Consider the following 18863-nt stretch of genomic DNA (forward strand, 5'->3'; position numbering starts at 1 on the left):
GCGCTTTCCCGATCGGCTCGCACCGTGCACTACCGAAATTAGGCAGAACAGGTGAAGCCGTCGACCGCGCTTGGTGAACGGGGGGTGAACCGTGGCGGACGGCCTGGTGCGGATGGGGTGGTTTGCGCGGGGGCGCAATCGGGCGTTATCCGCCCGTTACGACGCGGTTGCCTCTTCCCGGGCGCGTGGGCGGGCGTGGCCGGATCCCGCCGTTGCCCCCGGCCGGGCCGGCCTGGCGGGGTGCGGGCCGGACGCGGGCGGGAGGGACGGCCTACGGGTGGAGGACGGCCCCGGCCGGGGCCGGGTGCCAGACGCGGTGGAAGGCGCGGCGGGCCGCCTCCACCGCGTGGCGCTGATCGGCGTGCAGCACGCCGAGGGCGTACGCGGTCGCCGGGGCGATGCGCGGGGTGCGGGCGGCCGCCGCCGAGGCGGTGGCGGCCTCCGCGGCGTCCCGGTGCAGGTCCAGCGCCTCGCCCGCCGCCGAGAGCCGGGCCACGTCCCCGCCCAGGGCCTCCCGCGCGTACCGGTGCACCCGCAGCAGGCGGCGTACCTCGTGCCAGGCGGCGTCCTCGTGCGCCGCGTACGGGGTGCCCTGCGCGTCGGGCAGGGCGGAGACGGCCCCCGCGAGGCGGGCGCCGGTGAGCTGCGCCAGCGGTTCGAGCACGTCCCCGGCCCGGCCCCGGGCGGCCACCGGGTCCAGCGGCACCTCCGAGGCCAGCACCGCGACCGCGTCCGCCACCGCGTGGAAGCGGGACGACCCGAGGGCCTGGAGGGTGGCCGAGTGCGCCCGGGTGCGCGCCAGGGTGAGCCGGCGCTCCAGCAGGGCGCCCGCCCGCGCGGAGCCCACCGTGAGGGAGCCCGCCGAGCCCACCGTGAGGGCGCCCGGGACGCCCGTCCCGCCCCGCGGCGCGGGCAGGTCGGGGGAGCCCGACAGCCGCTGGAGGGCCTCCAGCAGCCGGGACAGCCGGGCGGCGTGGGCGTGCTCGTCGGCCAGGGTGGCCGAGAGCCAGACCAGCTCCGTGCGCAGGGAGTCCGCCCAGCCCGTCTCGGTGACCGGCCGGAACGTGCTCAGCGAGCCTGCGATGCGGCGCGCCGCCCCCCGCAGGCCGTACGCCGCCCCGCTGCTCTCGGCGGATTCGGGGCCGCCCGGCGCGCCCGCGTCGTGCAGGCGCAGCGCGCGCAGGAAAGCGGTGGCCTGGGAGCGCAGGTACGCGCCGAGCACGTCCCCCGCGGTCAGGTCGTCATGGTTTGGCAGAGCCACGCCGGCGCCTCCGGGCGTCTATGAGCATCTCCTGTACGTGCCGCAGCGGCTGGCCTTCGGCGTCGGTGCTGTGCCGGGTCCATTCGCCGTCCGGGCCCAGGTGCCAGGAGGAGGTGGCGTCGGACATGCCGGTCTCCAGCATCCGGTCCAGTGCCGCGCGGTGGGCCGGGTCGGTGACCCTGACCAGTGCCTCGATGCGGCGGTCGAGGTTGCGGTGCATCATGTCGGCGCTGCCGATCCACACCTCGGGTTCGCCGCCGTTGCCGAAGGCGAAGACCCGGGAGTGCTCCAGGAAGCGGCCGAGGATCGAGCAGACCCGTATGTTCTCCGACAGCCCCGGGACGCCGGGGCGTACGGCGCAGATGCCGCGCACCCAGATGTCGATGGGGACGCCCGCCTGGGAGGCCCGGTAGAGGGAGTCGATGAGGGCCTCGTCGACGATCGAGTTCATCTTCAGCCGGACCGACGCCGGGCGGCCGGACCGGTGGTGGTCGGCCTCCTTGTCGATGCGCGAGATCAGCCCGTCGCGCAGGGACTTGGGGGCGGTCAGCAGCCGGCGGTAGGTCTCGCGGCGGGAGTAGCCGGACAGCCGGTTGAAGAGGTCGGAGAGGTCCGCGCCGACCTGCGGGTCGGCGGTGAGCAGGCCGAGGTCCTCGTACAGCCGGGCGGTCTTGGGGTGGTAGTTGCCGGTGCCGACGTGGCTGTAGCGGCGCAGGGTGTCGCCCTCCTGGCGGACGACGAGGGAGAGCTTGCAGTGGGTCTTGAGGCCGACGAGGCCGTAGACGACGTGGCAGCCGGACTCCTCCAGCTTGCGCGCCCACTTGATGTTGGCCTGCTCGTCGAAGCGGGCCTTGATCTCCACGAGCACGAGGACCTGCTTGCCCGATTCGGCGGCGTCGATCAGCGCGTCCACTATCGGGGAGTCGCCGGAGGTCCGGTACAGGGTCTGCTTGATCGCGAGGACGTCCGGGTCCCCGGCGGCCTGTTCCAGGAAGGCCTGCACGGAGGTGGAGAAGGAGTCGTACGGGTGGTGGAGCAGTACGTCGCGCTCGCGCAGCGCGGCGAATATGTCGGGCGCGGACGCGGACTCCACCTCGGCGAGGTCGCGGTGGGTGCCGGCCACGAACTTGGGGTACTTCAGCTCGGGCCGGTCCAGGGAGGAGATGCCGAAGAGCGCGGTCAGGTCGAGCGGGCCGGGCAGCGGGTACACCTCGGCGGCGCTGACCTTCAGCTCCTGGACGAGGAGGTCCAGGACGCCGGGGTCGATGGACTCCTCGACCTCCAGGCGCACGGGCGGGCCGAAGCGGCGCCGCATGAGCTCCTTCTCCAGGGCCTGGAGGAGGTTCTCGGCGTCGTCCTCCTCGACCTCCAGGTCCTCGTTGCGGGTCACGCGGAACATGTGGTGCGCGAGCACCTCCATGCCGGGGAACAGCTCCTCCAGGTGCGCGGCGATGACGTCCTCCAGGGGGACGTAGCGCTGCGGGGAGGCCTCCAGGAAGCGGGAGAGGATCGGCGGGACCTTGACCCGGGCGAAGTGGCGGTGGCCGCTGACGGGGTTGCGCACGACGACGGCCAGGTTGAGGGAGAGGCCGGAGATGTACGGGAACGGGTGCGCGGGGTCCACGGCCAGCGGGGTGAGCACCGGGAAGATCTGGTTGCGGAACAGGGTGAAGAGGCGGGCCTGCTCCTTCTCGGTGAGGTCGGGCCACCGGATGAGGTGGATGCCCTCCTCCGCGAGCTGGGGGGCGATGTCGTGCTGGAAGCAGGCGGCGTGCCGGGCCATGAGCTCGCGCGAGCGGGTCCAGATCAGGTCCAGCACCTCGCGGGGCTGGAGGCCGGAGGCCGAACGGGTGGCGACGCCGGTCGCGATGCGGCGCTTGAGGCCGGCGACGCGGACCATGAAGAACTCGTCGAGGTTGCTCGCGAAGATCGCCAGGAAGTTGGCGCGCTCCAGGAGCGGGGTGGCGGGGTCCTCGGCGAGCTCGAGCACCCGCTCGTTGAAGGCCAGCCAGCTGCGCTCCCGGTCGAGGAACCGGTTCGCGGGGAGCTCGCCGGTCTCGTCCTTGTCCTCGTACGCGTCCAGGTCGGCGTCGAGGTCGGGATCGAGGTCGACGTGGCCGACCACGCGGGCCGCGTGGGGGCGGTGGGCGGCTATGGAACCGAGGCGGGGCTTGCCGGTGCCGGTGCCGGCGTCGCCGGTGGTGCCGCTTCCGGTTGCGGGGGTGTGAGACGGGTGCTGGGCGGGGACCCCGGCGGGGCCTGCGCTGGGCTGGTGGCTCATGACTCCATTCTTCCGCGCACGCGGCAGGACAGGCGCGTCGGAAGTGTCTGCCGTCAGGCGGAGTCGGGGCTGCATGCCGGGAGACTCGCAAGCGCGTCTGAATGCCCGGTTAATGGCGTATGGCTTTCGGGGTCCGCCTGGCGCACGCGGCGGGGCCGGGTGGGCCGCCGCCGGGGCGCGTCCGCCCCTTTCCCGCGTCCCGGCGGGCGGGGCGGGGGGCCTTCCGGCGGGCTTCCGGAGAGCCTTCCGCGGCCTTCCTGCGGCCGGGGCTTTATATCGGGCATACGCGGTTCTGTCGGGCTTCTCAGCCGGGACTCAGAATGCTTTCATGATCCGCGGACAGAGTCGGATGCATGACCGAGAGCTTCCGCCGCGAAGGCGAGTACCCCCAGCAGAACCAGGAGAACGGCCCGGAACGCCACGGCGCGCCCTTCGGGGACGACTGGCTGCGGGGGCGCGAGCGGCTCGCGCGGGATGCCGGGGCCGGGGCCCTTCCGCCGCCGCCCCCGTACCCGCCGGCCGCCCCGGCCCCCGGCTGGCACGAGGCGCACCAGCCGCCGGTGCTCCGCGGCGAGGCCCTCCCCGCGGGGCCGCCCGCCGGGCCCGCCGCCGGGCCGCCCGCCGGGTCCGCAGCCGGGCCCGCGCACGCGGCCCGCGCCAGGCGCCCCGTCGCGCTGCTCGCCGCCGTCGCCCTCGCGGCGGCCGCGGTCGGCGGCGGGACGGCCGTCGCCGTGCAGGAGTTCCTCGGGCGGGGCGCGTCCACGGGCGGCGGCTTCAGCGGCACCAACGTCTCGCAGTCCGGCAACGGCACCGTCTCCGGGGTCTCCGAGCAGGTCAGCCCGTCCGTCGTCCGCATCGACACCCGCACCGGCTCCGGTCAGGGCACCGGCTCCGGCATCGTGCTCACCGCCGACGGCGAGATCGCCACCAACAACCACGTCGTCAACGGCGCCTCGGAGATCCAGGTGACGATGAGCGACGGGAAGAAGTACCAGGCCCAGGTGGTCGGGACCGATCCCGGCAAGGACCTCGCGCTGATCAAGCTCCAGGGCGCGAGCGGCCTCAGGCCCGCCAAGCTCGGCGACTCCGACCGGCTCAAGGTCGGTGACGAGGTCGTCGCCATCGGCTCCCCCGACCGCCTCACCGGCACCGTCACCAGCGGCATCGTCTCGGCCCTGAACCGGGAGGTGAACGTGCCGAGGTCCGACGACCGCCGGCAGAACCCGCAGCAGTCCCCGCAGCGGCAGTCCGGCGGCTGGCCGTTCTCCTTCGAGGGCCGGCAGTTCAACGGCGACACCGGATCCAGCACCACCTCGTACAAGGCGATCCAGACCGACGCCTCCCTCAACCCCGGCAACTCCGGCGGCGCCCTCGTCAACATGAACGGCGAGATCGTCGGCATGCCCTCCGCGATCTACTCCCCGGCCGCCGACGGCGCCGGTGCCGGCAGCGTCGGCCTCGGCTTCGCCATCCCGGTCAACACCATCAAGGCCGACCTCGACTCCCTCCGGAAGGGGGACGCCGGGAACAGCGGCGCCACCGGCTTCGGCACCTCCTTCTGACACCCTGGGACGTGCCCCGCGCACCGACCACCACCCCTGGGGGACCCCACCATGGCCGCAGCCGCCACCACCGGCGCAGAAGGCGAACCGCAGCGGATCCTCGTCGTCGACGACGAGCCGGCCGTGCGTGAGGCCCTGCGCCGCAGCCTCGCCTTCGAGGGGTACGCCGTCGCGACGGCCGTCGACGGGCTCGACGCCCTCGACCGGGCGGCCTCGTACACCCCCGACCTGATCGTCCTCGACATCCAGATGCCCCGGATGGACGGGCTGACGGCGGCCCGCCGGCTGCGCGCCTCCGGCAGCGTCACGCCGGTGCTGATGCTGACCGCCCGCGACACCGTCGGCGACCGCGTCACCGGCCTCGACGCGGGCGCCGACGACTACCTGGTGAAGCCCTTCGAGCTGGACGAGCTCTTCGCCCGGGTCCGCGCGCTGCTGCGCCGCAGCTCGTACGCCGCCCCCGCCGCCGGCCGGGAACCGGACGGGGACTCCCTCGCCTTCGGCGACCTGCGCATGGACCTCGCCACCCGCGAGGTCACCCGCGGCGGACGCCCGGTGGAGCTGACGCGTACGGAGTTCACCCTGCTGGAGATGTTCCTGGCGCACCCGCGGCAGGTGCTGACGCGCGAGCAGATCCTCAAGACGGTCTGGGGCTTCGACTTCGAGCCGAGCTCCAACTCCCTGGACGTCTACGTGATGTACCTGCGCCGCAAGACCGAGGCGGGCGGCGAGCCGCGGCTGGTCCACACCGTGCGCGGGGTGGGGTACGTCCTGCGCGCCGGCGAGGGCGGGCCCGAATGACGGGTCCGGCCGCCCGGTTCCGCGCCCTGCCGCTGCGCTCGCGGCTCGCGCTGCTGGTCACCGTAGCCGTGGCGGTCGCGGTGGCGGCGGTGGCGGGAGTGTCCTGGGTGATGGTCCGGGCACAGTTGAACGACCAGCTCAACCGGTCGCTGAGGGGCACCAACCCCAACGAGCAGGTGCTGCGGACCCTGCGCGAGGGATGCGCGAACCGGCCGGCCCAGACCTCCCCCAACATCGCCGAGGAACTGAACGCCACGGTCCAGATCGTCACCGCCGACGGCGGCCGCTGCCTGGTCGACGGCCGGCGGGACCTGCCGGTCACCCGGGCCGACCTGGAGGTCGCGGTGACGCCGAACGCCAGCAGGCTGCACGACGTGACGACCGGCGACGGCACCGGCATGCGGGTCTACACCCGCTCCGCCAGCCTCGCCGGAGGCCAGCGCTTCGCCATCTCCATCGCCAAACCCCTCGCCGACATCGACAAGCCCCTGTCCACCCTGGCCTGGGTGCTGCTGCTGGTCTCCGGCATCGGTGTGGTCGGCGCCGGGGCGGCCGGGCTGTGGGTGGCCCGTACCGGGCTGCGGCCCGTCGACGAGCTCACCGGCGTCGTCGAGCACGTCGCCCGTACCGAGGACCTGACGGTGCGCATCCCGGACGAGGGCGACGACGAGATCGCCCGCCTGTCGAGGTCCTTCAACTCGATGACCGCCGCCCTCGCCTCCTCCCAGGAGCGCCAGGCCCAGCTGATCGCGGACGCCGGGCACGAGCTGCGCACCCCGCTCACCTCGCTGCGCACCAACATCGAGCTGCTCGCGCGCAGCGAGGAGACGGGCCGGGCCATCCCGCCCGAGGACCGCAGGGAGCTGCTGGCCTCGGTCAAGGCGCAGATGACGGAGCTCGCCGCGCTGATCGGGGACCTCCAGGAGCTGTCCCGCCCGGACGCGGCCCCGCACGCCCCGCTCGGGGTGGTGGCCCTGCACGAGATCGTGGCCTCGGCCCTGTCGAGGGCGCGGCTGCGCGGACCCGAGCTGCGGTTCGGCTCCGCCCTGGAGCCCTGGTACGTACGGGGCGAGGCGGCGGCGCTGGAGCGGGCGGTGGTCAACCTGCTGGACAACGCCGTGAAGTTCAGCCCGCCGGGTGGTGCGGTGGAGGTCTCGCTGCACGCGGGCGGGCTGACCGTGCGCGACCACGGGCCGGGCGTACCGCCCGAGGACCTCCCGTACGTCTTCGAGCGGTTCTGGCGTTCGGAGTCGGCCCGGGCCCTGCCCGGCAGCGGGCTGGGGCTGTCCATCGTGGCGCGTACGGCGGCCCGCTCGGGCGGCACCGCCGAGCTGCGTGCCGCCGCGGACGGGGCGGGCGGCACGGAGGCGGTCCTGCGCATCCCGGGCGCCCCGGCGCCGCCGCCGTCCTCGCAGCCCGCGGCGGGTCCGTCAGTTGTGCCGGATCAGTGAGGCGACCAGGCCGGAGCGGGTGTTCGGGAAGTCCATCGGGACGATGCCGAGGCCGGTGCGGCCGGACATCTCCGTGCCGTCGACGAAGGCGTGGACCTGCGGGTTGAGCCGGTCGGAGTTCCAGCGCGGGGGCATGTACGCGGCGGTGCTCACGTAGTTGACGAAGAGCTTGCCGGGCTGCTGCACCGCCTTGCGGAAGTGGTCCTCGATGCGGCCGCGCTTGGCGAAGGGCTCGGTGTTGTAGTCGTCCTGGATGTCGAAGACGGAGCCGTCGCCGTAGCGCAGGCCGGGCAGGCCGGCGTTGTCGGCGAGGAGGACGACCTTGCCGCGGGCCTGTCCGAGCGAGGGCAGGGTATCGGAGATGCGGAAGAGCGGGCGCCAGCCCCGGTTGTCGAGGTAGTCGTCGAAGACAGCGCGGAAGGTGGCGTCGCTGTCGGAGGAGTACTCCTGCTTGACCCGCATCAGCACCGTCTCCGAGGGGTGCGCGGCGAGGAAGTTCCAGCAGTCGGTGAGGACGTCGCCGAACATCAGGCCCTGGTAGAACGAGCCGTGGTGGATGGCGAACGAGCCGCCGGTCACCCGGCAGCGGACGTCCAGGAAGCGGATCCCGGAGACGAGCTGCTCGGCGACCGAGGTGTTCTGGCAGGCGACGTACAGGCCGCCCTGGCGGGCACCGGAGTCATGGGTGCCGGGGATGGTCATCCGCTGGAGGGCGGTGGAGTCGGCGAGGCCGGCCATCCAGTCCTGGGTGCCGAGTGTCCTCGCGGAGGCGGGGGCCGCCGTCCCGAGTCCGAGGAGCGCGCCCGCGCCCGCGGCCGTCGCCCCCGCCAGAAATGCCCGCCGGTCCCATGCCATGCCCCGCCCCTTTGCCGATCCGGTGATGGGACCGGATTATGGTGTGCGGAACCCGCGTTTACTACCCGTCGGTAGACTCCTGCTCCTCCAGCAACTCCACCATCCTGCGCAGCCCTTGGGTGAGCTCACGCCCGGTCGGGGCCTGTTCGGAGTCGGTGAGGGCCTGGACCATCACCCCGCTGAGCAGGGCCAGGTGCACGGACCCGAGGGCTCGTACGTCCTCCTCGCTGACGTCCTCCTCGGACACCCCGGCCAGCTGCGCCGCCACCATCCGCCGGGAGCGGCGCTGGCCTTCGGCGAGGACCGCGAGCAGCTCGGGCGAGGACTGGGCGTGCACGAAGGCCTCGACGTTGGCGATCCACAGCCAGCGCATGTCGAGGAAGTCGCGGCTCTTGCGGTCCCAGGTGTCGGCGTACCGCTCGGCCGCGGTGCGGCCCTGCCCGGCGAGCCGGCCGGAGCCGGCGGCCCAGTCGTCCATGGCGGCGAACAGCGCCTGGTTGAGCAGCGCCTCGCGGGATCCGAAGTGGTAGCCGATGGCGGCCATGCTCACCCCGGCGGCCGAGGCGATGTCGCGCACGGTGGTGCGCGCGTACCCCTTCTCCTCCAGGCAGCGGCGCGCGCCGGCCAGCAGGTCCTCGCGATTTCCCATGTCCCGGATGGTATCCGTGCCCCCGCGGCGTGCGGTCCGCAGCGATTTGGGCGAGCGCGCAATACGATTGTATTGCGCGCTTGCCCAAGTCCTGGCAGGGTGGTGTCGTCAGGTGGTGCCGTTACGTGATGCCGTCACCGCACCACCGCGGTCCACGAACGGGGAGAGCCGGACATGCGCAACACGCTGGACATCGAAGGACGCACACTGTCGTACCTGGACCCCGGCGGCCCCGGCCGCCCGCTCCTCGCCCTCCACGGCGGGATGTCCGAAGCCGCCGCCCTCACCGGTCTCGCCGCCGCCCTCGGCGACCGGTGGCGGGTCATCGCCCCCGACCAGCGCGGCCACGGCGACTCCGACCGGGCCGCCCACTACCGCCGCGAGGGGTACGTCGGCGACGCCGTCGCCCTCCTCGACCACCTCGGGCTCACCGGGCCCGTCCCCGTCCTCGGCTACTCCCTCGGCGGGCTCAACGCCTACCACCTCGCCGCCGCCCACCCCGGCCGGGTCGGCGCCCTGATCGGCGTGGACGCCACCGTCGACATCCGCACCCCCGCCGGGCCGCAGTGGTTCGACTTCCTCGCGGCCCTCCCCTACACCGCGCCCACCCGCGAGGAACTCCTCGCCGCCGTCGACCCGGCCGCCCTGCCGTTCGTCGCGGACGGGGTGCGCCCCCTGGCCGACGGGAGCGGCTGGCGGCTGGCCTTCAACGGGGAGGACATGCTCGACTCCATCCGCTCCTGCGAGGGCGACCACTGGGACACCTGGCTCGCGAGCACCTGCCCCGCGCTGCTGATCCACGGCCGCCACAGCCGGGCGCTCACGCGGACCGTCGCCGACGCCATGGTCGCCCGGCGCCCGGGGACCTCGTACACCGCCCTCGACGGCGACCACTTCGTGCCCTTCACCGACCCGGAGGGCTTCCACGCGGCCGTCGCGGCGTTCCTGGCGACCCTCTGACGCCGTCACCCCCTCCGGCACGGGGGTGCGGGGGAGGGACGGGGAAAGCCCGAGGGGACGGGGAAAGCCCGAGGGGGCGGCGGGCCGTCCGGCCCACCGCCCCCTCGGGAACGCATCCGCGTACCGCTACTTGACGACCGTGATCCGGTCCGCCGCCGGCGGGGCGATCGGGCTCGCCGCCGTCGACTTCGCCAGGTAGGCGTTGAAGGCGTCCAGGTCGGACGCGCCCACCAGCTTGTTCTTGTGCTCCTTCAGGACGGTGAAGCCGTCGCCGCCGCCCGCGAGGAACTCGTTCATCACGACCCGGTAGGTCTTGGCGGGGTCGATCGCCGCGCCGTTGAGCTTCACCGAGTCCACGACGACGCGGTCCGCGCCCGTCTTGGTCATGTCCAGGGTGTAGGTGAAGCCCTTCGACACCTGGAGGATCTTCGGGTTGGCGCCGTTGACCGGCCCGCTGACCTGCTGCTGGAGCGCGGTGATCAGCTGCGCGCCGGTCAGGTCCACGATGTTCATCAGGTTGTTGAACGGCTGGACCGTGTACGACTCGCCGTACGTGACGACCCCGTCGCCCTCCTCGCCCGAGGCCTTGTAGGCCAGGTCGGAGCGGATGCCGCCCGGGTTCATGATGGCCAGCTGAGCGCCGCCCTTGTCCGCCGGGGCCGTGGCCTCCAGCTGCGCGTCGGCGATCAGGTCGCCGAGCGGCTTCTCCGGCGCGTCCAGACCGCGGCCCGGGATGTCGGCCGAGATGTAGCCCATCGGACGGTTCGCCACCGGGGCGGCGAGCTCCTTCCAGCGGGTGATCAGTTCGGACATGTCCGGGGCCTTCGGCTGCTCACGGCCGACGACCTTGTTCACCGGCTTCGGCGACTTGACCGGCGTACGGACGATGTCCTTCGTCGCCCGGTCGTACGTCAGCGTGGTGTCCGTGTACAGACGGCCCAGGGAGGCGGCCGAGGTGACCGTGCGCGGGTTGCCCGCCGGGTCGGGGATGTTGCAGGAGTACGCCTGGTGCGTGTGGCCCGTCACCAGCGCGTCGACCTTCGCGTCGACGTTCTTGGCGATGTCGACGATCGCACCCGAGATGCCGGCACCGGCGCCCGGCACGTCGCAGTCGTAGTTGTACGCGCCGCTCGCGGGCAGGCCGCCCTCGTGGATCAGCGCCACGATCGACTTCACGCCCTGCTTGTTCAGCTCGGCCGCGTACTTGTTGATCGTCTCGACCTCGTCGGCGAACTTCAGGCCCTTGACGCCCTCGGCGGTGACGACGTCCGGAGTGCCCTCCAGGGTGACGCCGATGAAGCCGATCTTCACCTCCCCCTTCTTCCAGACGAAGGTGGGCGACATCATCGGACGCTTGGTCTTCTCGTCCGTGACGTTCGCCGCGAGGTACGGGAACTGCGCCCCGGTGAAGGTCTTGCCCTGCTCGAAGCAGCCCTCGACCGGGTGACAGCCGCCGTACGCCATCCGGCGCAGCTCGGCCCGGCCCTCGTCGAACTCGTGGTTGCCCACGCTCGACACGTCGAGGTTCAGCTTGTTGAGCGCCTCGACGGTCGGCTCGTCGTGGAAGAGACCGGACAGCATCGGGCTGCCGCCGATCATGTCACCCGCCGCGGCCGTGACGGAGTACTCGTGGCCCTTGCGGGCCTCTCGCAGGCTGGTGGCGAGGTACTCGACCCCGCCCGCCGGTATTGCTTTGGTGGTGCCGTCTGCCTGACGTTCGCTCACGGTGCCGGAGGAGCCCTGCGGGGGCTCCAGCGTGCCGTGGAAGTCGTTGAACGAAAGCATCTGTACGTCGACGGTCCGGCCCTTGGGAGGCGTACCGTCACCACTCGCGGCACCGGCCGGCAGCGCGGCGGCGACCAGCGCGCCGGCACCCGCCGTGAGGGCGAGGGCGCCGAAGGTCAACCGGCGGGCCGAACGGGGCCGTTGTGGCTTCGCTGACATTTAGTCCCCTTTGTGGACAGCGAGACAAGTTGGGAGGTGCCTCGCAGCCTATGGTCAACGCGCGTAGCACGACAGGGGGTATCGGGTTGCGAGCTGGTTACGCACGGCCCCCGGGCGGCGGCGCCGTAGGCTCGGAACATGACTGACGCAGCAGCGGCCCTGGAGCCGGGACGGCAGATTGAGATCCTTGAGGAACTGACGGAGGAGCAGGCCGACTCCGTACTGGAGCTGATCACGGAGGCGGCCCGCACCGACGGCACCACCGCCGTCTCCGAGCAGGGACGCCTCCAGCTGCGCGGGGGACCGCGCGAGGGGATCCGGCACTTCCTCCTCACCGACGGCGGCCGGCTGTGCGGATACGGGCAACTGGAGGACACCGACCCGGTGGAGGCCCCCGCCGCCGAGCTCGTCGTCCACCCCGCCCTGCGCGGCCGCGGCCACGGCCGCGCCCTGGGCACCGCCCTGCTGCACGCCTCCGGCAAGCGGATCCGGGTGTGGGCCCACGGCGGCAAGTCCGCCGCCCGGCACCTGGCGCAGGTGCTCGGCCTGACCCTCTTCCGCGAACTGCGCCAGCTGCGCCGCCCCCTGGGCCCCGACGCGGCACCCCTGCCCGTGCCGGTGCTCCCGGCCGGGGTGACGGTCCGCACCTTCGTCCCCGGCCAGGACGACGCCGCCTGGCTGGCCGCCAACGCCGCCGCCTTCGCCCACCACCCGGAGCAGGGCACGCTGACGCAGCGGGACCTGGACGACCGGATCGCGCAGCCGTGGTTCGACGCCAAGGGCTTCTTCCTGGCGGAGCGGGAGGGCGAACTGGTCGGCTTCCACTGGACGAAGATCCACGCCGAGGAGCAGCTCGGCGAGGTCTACGTGGTCGGCGTCCGCCCGGGCGCCCAGGGCGGCGGCCTGGGCAAGGCCCTGACGGCGATCGGCCTGCGCCACCTGGCGGAGTCGGGCCTGCCGACGGCGATGCTGTACGTGGACGCGGACAACCCGGCGGCGCTGGCGGTGTACGAGGGGCTGGGCTTCACGACGCACGAGATCGACCTGATGTACCGCACGGAGAGCTGAGCCGGGCTGAGCCGGGGGCGGGACGGGGTGGGGTGGGAGAGCGGTAGCCCCCTGGGCGGTCTCAGAGCCGGTTTGGGGGGTTCCCGTCAGTCCCATCGTCCTTCCGGTTCGTGCCGGTCCCTCAAGGGCGCTCACTTCGTTCGCGTCGCTTCGCGATGGCCTTCGGCCACCCTTGACCGACCGGCCCGCCCCGGAAAGCCGAAAGACTGCCGGGAACCCCCCGAAAGAACGGTCACGGGGCAGGAGCAGGGGAGCAGCTCCCTCAGTGACGAGGCGCGGGACCGGGCGTCGGCCTGCCGCGCATCCGGGCCCCCGAAGGCTGCCCCAGGGCCAGGGCCCCGGCTACCCGCACCATCCTGCCCACCAGGGAAGCACGGGGACCGGTGGGCGCGTCAGATCGCTACGCGCTCCTTCATGGCTTGGCGTCCGGCGACCGTCCTGGGCTGATACCCGCACCAAATGACGAACAGGACAGCCTCCGGGACCGGTGGGCGTGACAGAGCGCCACGCGCGCCCCGAAGCAGCGCCGCTCCTCCGAGCTCACTGCCGTGCCGCCACCTTCCCGGCGATCGCGTCGAGGAACGTGACCTCGACACCGGCAAGATACTGGTCCCGCTGGGCGAGAAAGTGCTTGGTGTGCGGTTGCGCCTCGTGGGCGTCGAAGGCCGCACGGTCCGCGTACAGCTCGTAGAAGACGCGCACCAAGGGCTCACCTTCCGGTACGTGCACTACGTAGGTCAGCGTGCCGGGCTCAGCGCGCCTAATGCCCTCCAGAGTGGTCGCGCACAGCCCATCGAATGCCTTCGCGGCTTCCTGATCGCGCAGCGAGAACCGCACAGTCAGGCCGAATCCCTCGCTCATACGTGCTCCCTTTCAAGTCTCTAACCCTCCGGCAACCGACACGGAGTGACCATCGGTGGGGCGGAGATGATCTGTCTCAGTCGAGCTGAGTGAGTGCGTCCACCAGTGTTCGGCCTTCCAGGGCCCCTCGGCGCAGCAGGAGGCCGCCCACCTTGTGCAGTTCGGCCCACGCATGCGGGCGGCCGACTTCCGAGGCGTCGTGGATGACACCCAGTGCGGTGGTCAGAGCGGCCTCCGCCTCTCCGGCGCCCGCGTAGGCGTGGGCCAGGCAGGACCCGTACCAAGCCCGATCCCGGCGGTAGGAGGGAGCGAAGCCAGCCAGCCCTGACGTCAGATGCCCGACCGCACTGTCCCAGTCCTTCAGGTGCAGGGCGGCCATACCGCGCTGGGCCGCGAACCAGGACTCTCCGTAGAAGTAGAGCCATGGCGGCGCATCGGTGGCGTCGGCAATGATTCTCTGAGCCTCGTCCAGTCGGGAGTACGCCTCGCTGCGCTCACCTTCCAGCGCGTACCCACGTCCTGCCATCTGCACCGCCATGGCCCTGGTGGCCTCGCTCGCCCCTGACAGCGACGCAGCGGCTTCACCCAACCGCGCACAACGCCGCCCACTGCCTCCCGACCACGCCAGGTGTGCCTTCATGCTCAGGGTGGTGGCCGCCAAGTCGCCGTACCCGGATTCCAGCGCCCAGTCGTAGGACCGGTCGAACCACCCCAGCGCGACGGGTGCATTGTCCTGGTCCTGTGCCATCCATGCCAGGAACTGGGCGTACTCGGCCAGCAGCCTCACCACCCGGTCCGCCAGAGCCCCCCGGGCCTGCCCGTACAGCCCCACCACCTCCCGGAACTGTGCCAGCACCAGCGGGGCAACGGTGCGCGACCCCAACGTGTCCTCGGCACGCCGATGGGCGGCCAGTAAGACGTCCATCGCGTCGACCGAGGCCGCATCCAGCCGCAGCCCACCCTCTTTCACCCCGGTTAAACGCTCAGCGTCAGACCCCGACACCAACCCGGGCAGTACGAGCGCGGGAAGCGGCAGGTCCTCGTGCCGGGCTCCGAGCAGTTCTGGCGGCACGCCAAGTCCCTCAACGATGCGCTGCCGCACCTCGACCGAGGTCACCGCGCGACGCCTGTTCTCGATGGCGGAGATGTCCGGTTGCGCCAGGCCCACGAGGGCGCCGAGCCGGCTCTGGCTGCTGCGCGTCAACTTCCGCCACGTCCCCAGCAGGGCAGCCCAGTCCTCGGCCGCTGCAGCCGCCCGCAGTTCGGGGTGCACCCACACATCCAGCTTGGGCTCCATGCCCGAAATATAGGACGGCCCTATTGGACGCGGCAGTGGTTCGGCCCGGCCGCCACCCGACATGGTGGTTCACACCCGGAGCGCCGCCCGAAGTCCCGTTCACGATGTCAGGGAGAACCCGTGACTCATCGCATCAAACACGCCTGCACCCACGACGCACCTCGTACCGAGACTTCTGACGGCCTCTCGGCGAAGGCGCCCTCCTCGGTCGAGTGCAGCGCTGATCTCTTCGACCGGGCGCTGGCGGCTGGGAGCGTTTCGTCAGCAGCTTCGAGGGAGCGTCCGATGAGTGAGTGCTACGAGTGCGTGCCCCACCGCCTCCTCCGCCGTCGCGTCCGCGACATCGCCTCCGGTGTCGAGGGCGTGCTCATGGCGGTGATCAACGAGAACGTCTCGGACACCGGTGTCGAGCGCTGGATGGAGCTCGCCTACATCCGCAACGCCTCCGGTCGTGAGTTCACCACAGCCGTGGGCAACGTCGAGCCCGCCTTTGACCAGCCCCAGACGGCCGTCGGACGCCGAGATGCGAGAAGTGCGTAGCCATCTGACGCGCCCACTCGCTTCCCACGCTGCTCTCGTCACCATTTGCTGCGGGTATCAGCCCCGGACGGCCGCCGGACGCCGAGACCAGAGAAGCGCGTAGCGATCTGGCGCGCTTGGGTCCTCGCCGGGGGATCTGGTCGACATGGGGCCCGGATCCGGGAGCGGGCCGACGCCCGGCCGCCCGCCTCATCACTGAGGGAGCTGCTCCCCTGCTCCTGCCCCGTGACCGTTCTTTCGGGGGGTTCCCGGCAGTCTTTCGGCTTTCCGGGGCGGGTCGGTCGGTCAAGGGTGGCCGAAGGCCATCGCGAAGCGACGCGACGAAGGAGCGCCCTTGAGGGACCGGCACGACACGGAAGGACGATGGGACTGACGGGAAGTCCCCCATACCGGCCCTGACACCGCCCGAGGGGCTACCGCTCCCCCCCCCGGGCCCCGGGAGTCCGCCTACCGGCAGCCGCAGCTGCGGCGGATCACCAGGGCCGACGGGAACTGCTTCAGCCGCTCACGCCGCGAGCCGGCCACGCGGAGGGCGTCGTCCAGGACGAGGTCCACCGCCGCGCGGGCCATCGCCGGGCGGTCCGAGGCGATCGTCGTCAGCGGCGGGTCCGTGAGGGCCGCCTCCTTGACGTCGTCGAAGCCGGCCACCGCCAGCTGCTCGGGGACGTCGATGCGCAGCTCACGGGCGGCGCGCAGCACCCCGATGGCCTGGTCGTCCGTCGCGCAGAAGATCGCCGTCGGCCGGTCGGGCCGGGCCAGGACCTCCAGGGCGACCCGGTACGCGTCATAGCGGTTGTACGGGGCCTCGATGAGCCGGCCCTCGACCGACCGCCCGGCCTCCAGCATGGCCCGGCGCCAGCCCTCGACGTGGTCGGCCACCGGGTCGCCGACGGAGGGGGTGTTCTCGATGCCGCCGATGCAGGCGACGTACTCGTGCCCGTGTTCCAGGAGGTGCCGGGTGGCGAGCTGCGCGCCGCCGATGTCGTCGGTGACGACCGCGACGTCGTCGATGGCCTCGGGCCGCTCGTGCAGCAGCACCACCCGTGCGTCCCACGCGTCGATCTCCGAGGCGGCGCGCTCGCTCATGCCCTGGCTGACCAGGATCAGTCCCGACACCCGCATGCCGAGGAAGGCACGCAGGTAGTGGACCTCGCGCTCGTCCCGGTAGTCGGAGTTCCCGACCAGGACCATCTTTCCGCGCTCGGCCGCGGCCTGCTCGACCGCGTGCGCCATCTCCGCGAAGAACGGCTGGCGGGCATCGGGGACGATCATGCCTATGAGGTCGGTGCGGCGGGACGCCATCGCCTGCGCGACCCGGTCCGGGCGGTAGCCCAGGTCCTTGATAGCGGCGAGTACACGCTCGCGCGTGGCCGGGGCGACCGGCCGGGGTCCGTTGTTGATGACGTAGCTCACGACGGCGGTAGAAGTACCCGCAAGTCGCGCTACGTCATCCCGCGTCACCTTGGCCACGCGCGGAAGTCTACGCGGGGTGACCTACCTCTGGGCAGGGTGTTTGGCCGACGGGATGGTCACAGGAGCTTCCTCCGAACGGGGGACGGCTTCCTCCGTACGGTCCGCGGCCTGCGCCGGGGCCTGCTTGGCGGCCGCCTGGGCCGCCGCCTCGGCGGCCGCCCGCTCCACCTTCTCCGGGGTGACGAAGCGGTAGCCGACGTTGCGGACGGTACCGATCAGGGACTCGTGCTCGGGGCCGAGCTTGGCGCGCAGCCGCCGTACGTGGACGTCCACCGTGCGGGTGCCGCCGAAGTAGTCGTAGCCCCACACCTCCTGGAGGAGCTGCGCACGGGTGAAGACCCGGCCCGGGTGCTGGGCGAGGTACTTCAGCAGCTCGAACTCCTTGAAGGTGAGGTCCAGGACCCGCCCCTTCAGCTTCGCGCTGTACGTCGCCTCGTCGACCGAGAGGTCGCCGTTGCGGATCTCCATCGGGGAGTCGTCCGAGCCCAGCTGCTGGCGGCCGGTGGCCAGCCGCAGCCGTGCCTCCACCTCGGCGGGGCCGGCGGTGTCGAGGAGTACGTCGTCGATGCCCCAGTCGGCGGTGACGGCGGCGAGGCCGCCTTCCGTGACGACGAGGATGAGCGGGCAGCCCGGTCCGGTGGACCGCAGCAGCTGGCACAGCGACCGCACCTGTGGCAGGTCGCGGCGGCCGTCGACGAGGATCACGTCCGCGCCGGGGGTGTCCACCAGGGCCGGGCCCTCGGCCGGGGCCACCCTGACGTTGTGCAGCAGCAGGCCGAGTGCGGGCAGCACCTCGGTCGACGGCTGGAGGGCATTGGTCAGCAGGAGGAGAGAGCTCATGCCCGACCACCTGCCCTGGTCCGGCCGCCTTGCTCCTGTTTGCTTCGCTTGTCCATCACGTCGGTTCCTCCTCGGTCCCGTCCCGGGGGTACCTCCCAGCGGTAGCTGGGGGAGTGCGTGGTACTGCTTCGTACGTCGTGCCTGGCAGCCGCCGCGTCCCCCGCGCCCTGGGGTCCGGATGGATACCTCTGTTCTCGATCAGTTCAACGTGCTGAAAGCACAAAAGGACCCGGGGGCTACGTTGCCCGGATCCTCTACGCCGCCAGAATAGCCCACCGGCCCTTTGGGGGCCGAGGGCTGCCGTGCACCGCATTCTGTGGTCCGCGCCACGCCTTCCTCCTGCGTATGCCCTGGTTTCGCCGGATCGAGAGGTCCGCCGACCCGTCCCGCGGCCCCTCCGGGCGCACGGACGGCGCGTGGAGGCACGCCGTGGTGACGGGCCAGAGGGGTCATCATGGAGGCCGACGGTAGAGAGCCGACGGAGCCGACCGATAGGAGCTGCAGTGGCAACCGGAACCATCCGCTACTGGGCGGCGGCGAAAGCCGCCGCCGAGACGGCGGAGGAGCCGTACTCGGCGCACACACTGGCCGAGGCGCTCGACGCCGTGCGGGACCGCCATCCGGGGGAACTCACCCGGGTCCTGCAGCGCTGCTCCTTCCTCGTGAACGACGAGCCCGTGGGCAAGCGCCCGCACGATGCCGTCCTGCTGACCGAGGGGGGCACCGTCGAGGTGCTCCCGCCGTTCGCGGGCGGGTGAGCGGAAACCGATGAGCACTCCCGAAGAACAGCAGCAGCGGCAGCGGCAGCAGCAGGCCGCCGAGCAGGACCCGTACGCGACGCAGACCTGGCAGTCCGACACCTGGGAGACCGGCTACCAGCCGGTGCACCCGCCGCTGGGCTCGGTGCCCGGCCAGCCGGCCGCCCAGGCCCAGGCCCAGGCCCCGGGCTCGCAGGGGCAGTGGGGGCAGAGCGCCGGCGGCGCCGTGCCGTGGCCGGACGCCACCGGGGCCGGTGCGGCC

At 72.3% G+C, this 18863-nt stretch carries 16 protein-coding genes; 7 read left to right on the plus strand and 9 right to left on the minus strand.

Going from position 1 to position 18863, the window contains the following annotated elements:
* Positions 1 to 271: 271 nt before the first annotated feature.
* Positions 272 to 1261, minus strand: coding sequence for a CHAD domain-containing protein (locus tag ACZ51S_RS29320; RefSeq protein ID WP_468962455.1), 990 nt, complete (start codon positions 1259 to 1261; stop codon positions 272 to 274).
* Positions 1242 to 3542: an RNA degradosome polyphosphate kinase gene (locus ACZ51S_RS29325; protein ID WP_468962456.1), complete on the minus strand. Its 2301-nt coding sequence runs from the start codon at positions 3540 to 3542 to the stop codon at positions 1242 to 1244. The genes ACZ51S_RS29320 and ACZ51S_RS29325 overlap by 20 nt, the downstream gene beginning before the upstream one ends.
* Positions 3543 to 3895: 353 nt before the next feature.
* On the opposite strand from ACZ51S_RS29325, the gene ACZ51S_RS29330 reads away from it, so the two are divergent.
* From ACZ51S_RS29330 to ACZ51S_RS29340, 3 genes are read left to right on the plus strand one after another with little or no spacing between them, the layout of a single operon-like run.
* Entirely contained in the window at positions 3896 to 5104 is a 1209-nt protein-coding gene (locus ACZ51S_RS29330; protein ID WP_468962458.1) for a S1C family serine protease, read from the plus strand.
* 51 nt (positions 5105 to 5155) lie between these two features.
* Entirely contained in the window at positions 5156 to 5905 is a 750-nt protein-coding gene (locus tag ACZ51S_RS29335; RefSeq protein WP_388945902.1) for a response regulator transcription factor, read from the plus strand.
* Positions 5902 to 7356, plus strand: a complete 1455-nt coding sequence (locus tag ACZ51S_RS29340) for a sensor histidine kinase (RefSeq protein WP_468479267.1) — start codon at positions 5902 to 5904, stop codon at positions 7354 to 7356. Before ACZ51S_RS29335 ends, ACZ51S_RS29340 begins: the two co-directional genes overlap by 4 nt.
* Here ACZ51S_RS29340 and ACZ51S_RS29345 read toward each other — a convergent pair.
* Together ACZ51S_RS29345 and ACZ51S_RS29350 are read right to left on the minus strand one after the other, a co-directional pair.
* The gene (locus ACZ51S_RS29345) at positions 7336 to 8211 is read right to left on the minus strand and encodes a phosphatidylinositol-specific phospholipase C (protein ID WP_468479266.1); all 876 of its coding nucleotides are present in this window, start codon (positions 8209 to 8211) and stop codon (positions 7336 to 7338) included. The two genes, ACZ51S_RS29340 and ACZ51S_RS29345, sit on opposite strands and share 21 nt — an antisense overlap.
* Positions 8212 to 8272: 61 nt before the next feature.
* The gene (locus tag ACZ51S_RS29350) at positions 8273 to 8860 is read right to left on the minus strand and encodes a TetR/AcrR family transcriptional regulator (protein WP_468804200.1); all 588 of its coding nucleotides are present in this window, start codon (positions 8858 to 8860) and stop codon (positions 8273 to 8275) included.
* Positions 8861 to 9034: 174 nt separating this feature from the next.
* On the opposite strand from ACZ51S_RS29350, the gene ACZ51S_RS29355 reads away from it, so the two are divergent.
* A complete protein-coding gene (locus ACZ51S_RS29355) occupies positions 9035 to 9820 on the plus strand; it encodes an alpha/beta fold hydrolase (RefSeq protein ID WP_468886859.1) in 786 nt (261 codons plus the stop codon).
* Between the two features lie 126 nt (positions 9821 to 9946).
* Here the strand turns inward: ACZ51S_RS29355 and ACZ51S_RS29360 are convergent, their stop codons facing one another.
* The gene (locus tag ACZ51S_RS29360; protein ID WP_468479263.1) at positions 9947 to 11764 is read right to left on the minus strand and encodes a bifunctional metallophosphatase/5'-nucleotidase; all 1818 of its coding nucleotides are present in this window, start codon (positions 11762 to 11764) and stop codon (positions 9947 to 9949) included.
* 138 nt (positions 11765 to 11902) lie between these two features.
* On the opposite strand from ACZ51S_RS29360, the gene mshD reads away from it, so the two are divergent.
* Entirely contained in the window at positions 11903 to 12832 is a 930-nt protein-coding gene (gene mshD, locus ACZ51S_RS29365; RefSeq protein WP_468479262.1) for a mycothiol synthase, read from the plus strand.
* Between the two features lie 540 nt (positions 12833 to 13372).
* On the opposite strand, the gene ACZ51S_RS29370 is transcribed toward mshD, so the two are convergent.
* The gene (locus tag ACZ51S_RS29370) at positions 13373 to 13693 is read right to left on the minus strand and encodes a putative quinol monooxygenase (RefSeq protein ID WP_468479261.1); all 321 of its coding nucleotides are present in this window, start codon (positions 13691 to 13693) and stop codon (positions 13373 to 13375) included.
* A 76-nt stretch (positions 13694 to 13769) separates the two neighbouring features.
* Positions 13770 to 14990 (minus strand): helix-turn-helix domain-containing protein, encoded by a 1221-nt coding sequence (locus ACZ51S_RS29375; RefSeq protein ID WP_468962460.1) that lies wholly within the window; start codon positions 14988 to 14990, stop codon positions 13770 to 13772.
* 285 nt (positions 14991 to 15275) lie between these two features.
* On the opposite strand from ACZ51S_RS29375, the gene ACZ51S_RS29380 reads away from it, so the two are divergent.
* Complete coding sequence (locus tag ACZ51S_RS29380; protein ID WP_468479258.1) at positions 15276 to 15530, plus strand: hypothetical protein; 255 nt, start codon at positions 15276 to 15278, stop codon at positions 15528 to 15530.
* Between the two features lie 447 nt (positions 15531 to 15977).
* Here the strand turns inward: ACZ51S_RS29380 and ACZ51S_RS29385 are convergent, their stop codons facing one another.
* Positions 15978 to 17000: a LacI family DNA-binding transcriptional regulator gene (locus ACZ51S_RS29385; protein WP_388942551.1), complete on the minus strand. Its 1023-nt coding sequence runs from the start codon at positions 16998 to 17000 to the stop codon at positions 15978 to 15980.
* 24 nt (positions 17001 to 17024) lie between these two features.
* The gene (locus ACZ51S_RS29390) at positions 17025 to 17843 is read right to left on the minus strand and encodes a winged helix-turn-helix domain-containing protein (RefSeq protein ID WP_388942548.1); all 819 of its coding nucleotides are present in this window, start codon (positions 17841 to 17843) and stop codon (positions 17025 to 17027) included.
* A gap of 503 nt (positions 17844 to 18346) precedes the next feature.
* Here ACZ51S_RS29390 and ACZ51S_RS29395 point away from each other — a divergent pair.
* Positions 18347 to 18601 carry a MoaD/ThiS family protein gene (locus tag ACZ51S_RS29395; RefSeq protein WP_361608620.1) on the plus strand — a complete coding sequence of 85 codons (255 nt, stop codon included), beginning with the start codon at positions 18347 to 18349 and terminating at the stop codon, positions 18599 to 18601.
* Positions 18602 to 18863: the final 262 nt, after the last annotated feature.

This window comes from Streptomyces sp. NPDC034043, from assembly GCF_055575675.1.

Excerpts from the sequence above, each read along its gene's own strand:
- ACZ51S_RS29325 (WP_468962456.1), bottom strand. The coding sequence starts at position 3,542 with ATGAGCCACCAGCCCAGCGCAGGCCCCGCCGGGGTCCCCGCCCAGCAC.
- ACZ51S_RS29330 (WP_468962458.1), top strand. The coding sequence starts at position 3,896 with ATGACCGAGAGCTTCCGCCGCGAAGGCGAGTACCCCCAGCAGAACCAG.
- ACZ51S_RS29335 (WP_388945902.1), top strand. The coding sequence starts at position 5,156 with ATGGCCGCAGCCGCCACCACCGGCGCAGAAGGCGAACCGCAGCGGATC.
- ACZ51S_RS29340 (WP_468479267.1), top strand. The coding sequence starts at position 5,902 with ATGACGGGTCCGGCCGCCCGGTTCCGCGCCCTGCCGCTGCGCTCGCGG.
- ACZ51S_RS29345 (WP_468479266.1), bottom strand. The coding sequence starts at position 8,211 with ATGGCATGGGACCGGCGGGCATTTCTGGCGGGGGCGACGGCCGCGGGC.
- ACZ51S_RS29350 (WP_468804200.1), bottom strand. The coding sequence starts at position 8,860 with ATGGGAAATCGCGAGGACCTGCTGGCCGGCGCGCGCCGCTGCCTGGAG.
- ACZ51S_RS29355 (WP_468886859.1), top strand. The coding sequence starts at position 9,035 with ATGCGCAACACGCTGGACATCGAAGGACGCACACTGTCGTACCTGGAC.
- ACZ51S_RS29360 (WP_468479263.1), bottom strand. The coding sequence starts at position 11,764 with ATGTCAGCGAAGCCACAACGGCCCCGTTCGGCCCGCCGGTTGACCTTC.
- mshD (WP_468479262.1), top strand. The coding sequence starts at position 11,903 with ATGACTGACGCAGCAGCGGCCCTGGAGCCGGGACGGCAGATTGAGATC.
- ACZ51S_RS29370 (WP_468479261.1), bottom strand. The coding sequence starts at position 13,693 with ATGAGCGAGGGATTCGGCCTGACTGTGCGGTTCTCGCTGCGCGATCAG.
- ACZ51S_RS29375 (WP_468962460.1), bottom strand. The coding sequence starts at position 14,990 with ATGGAGCCCAAGCTGGATGTGTGGGTGCACCCCGAACTGCGGGCGGCT.
- ACZ51S_RS29380 (WP_468479258.1), top strand. The coding sequence starts at position 15,276 with ATGAGTGAGTGCTACGAGTGCGTGCCCCACCGCCTCCTCCGCCGTCGC.
- ACZ51S_RS29390 (WP_388942548.1), bottom strand. The coding sequence starts at position 17,843 with ATGAGCTCTCTCCTCCTGCTGACCAATGCCCTCCAGCCGTCGACCGAG.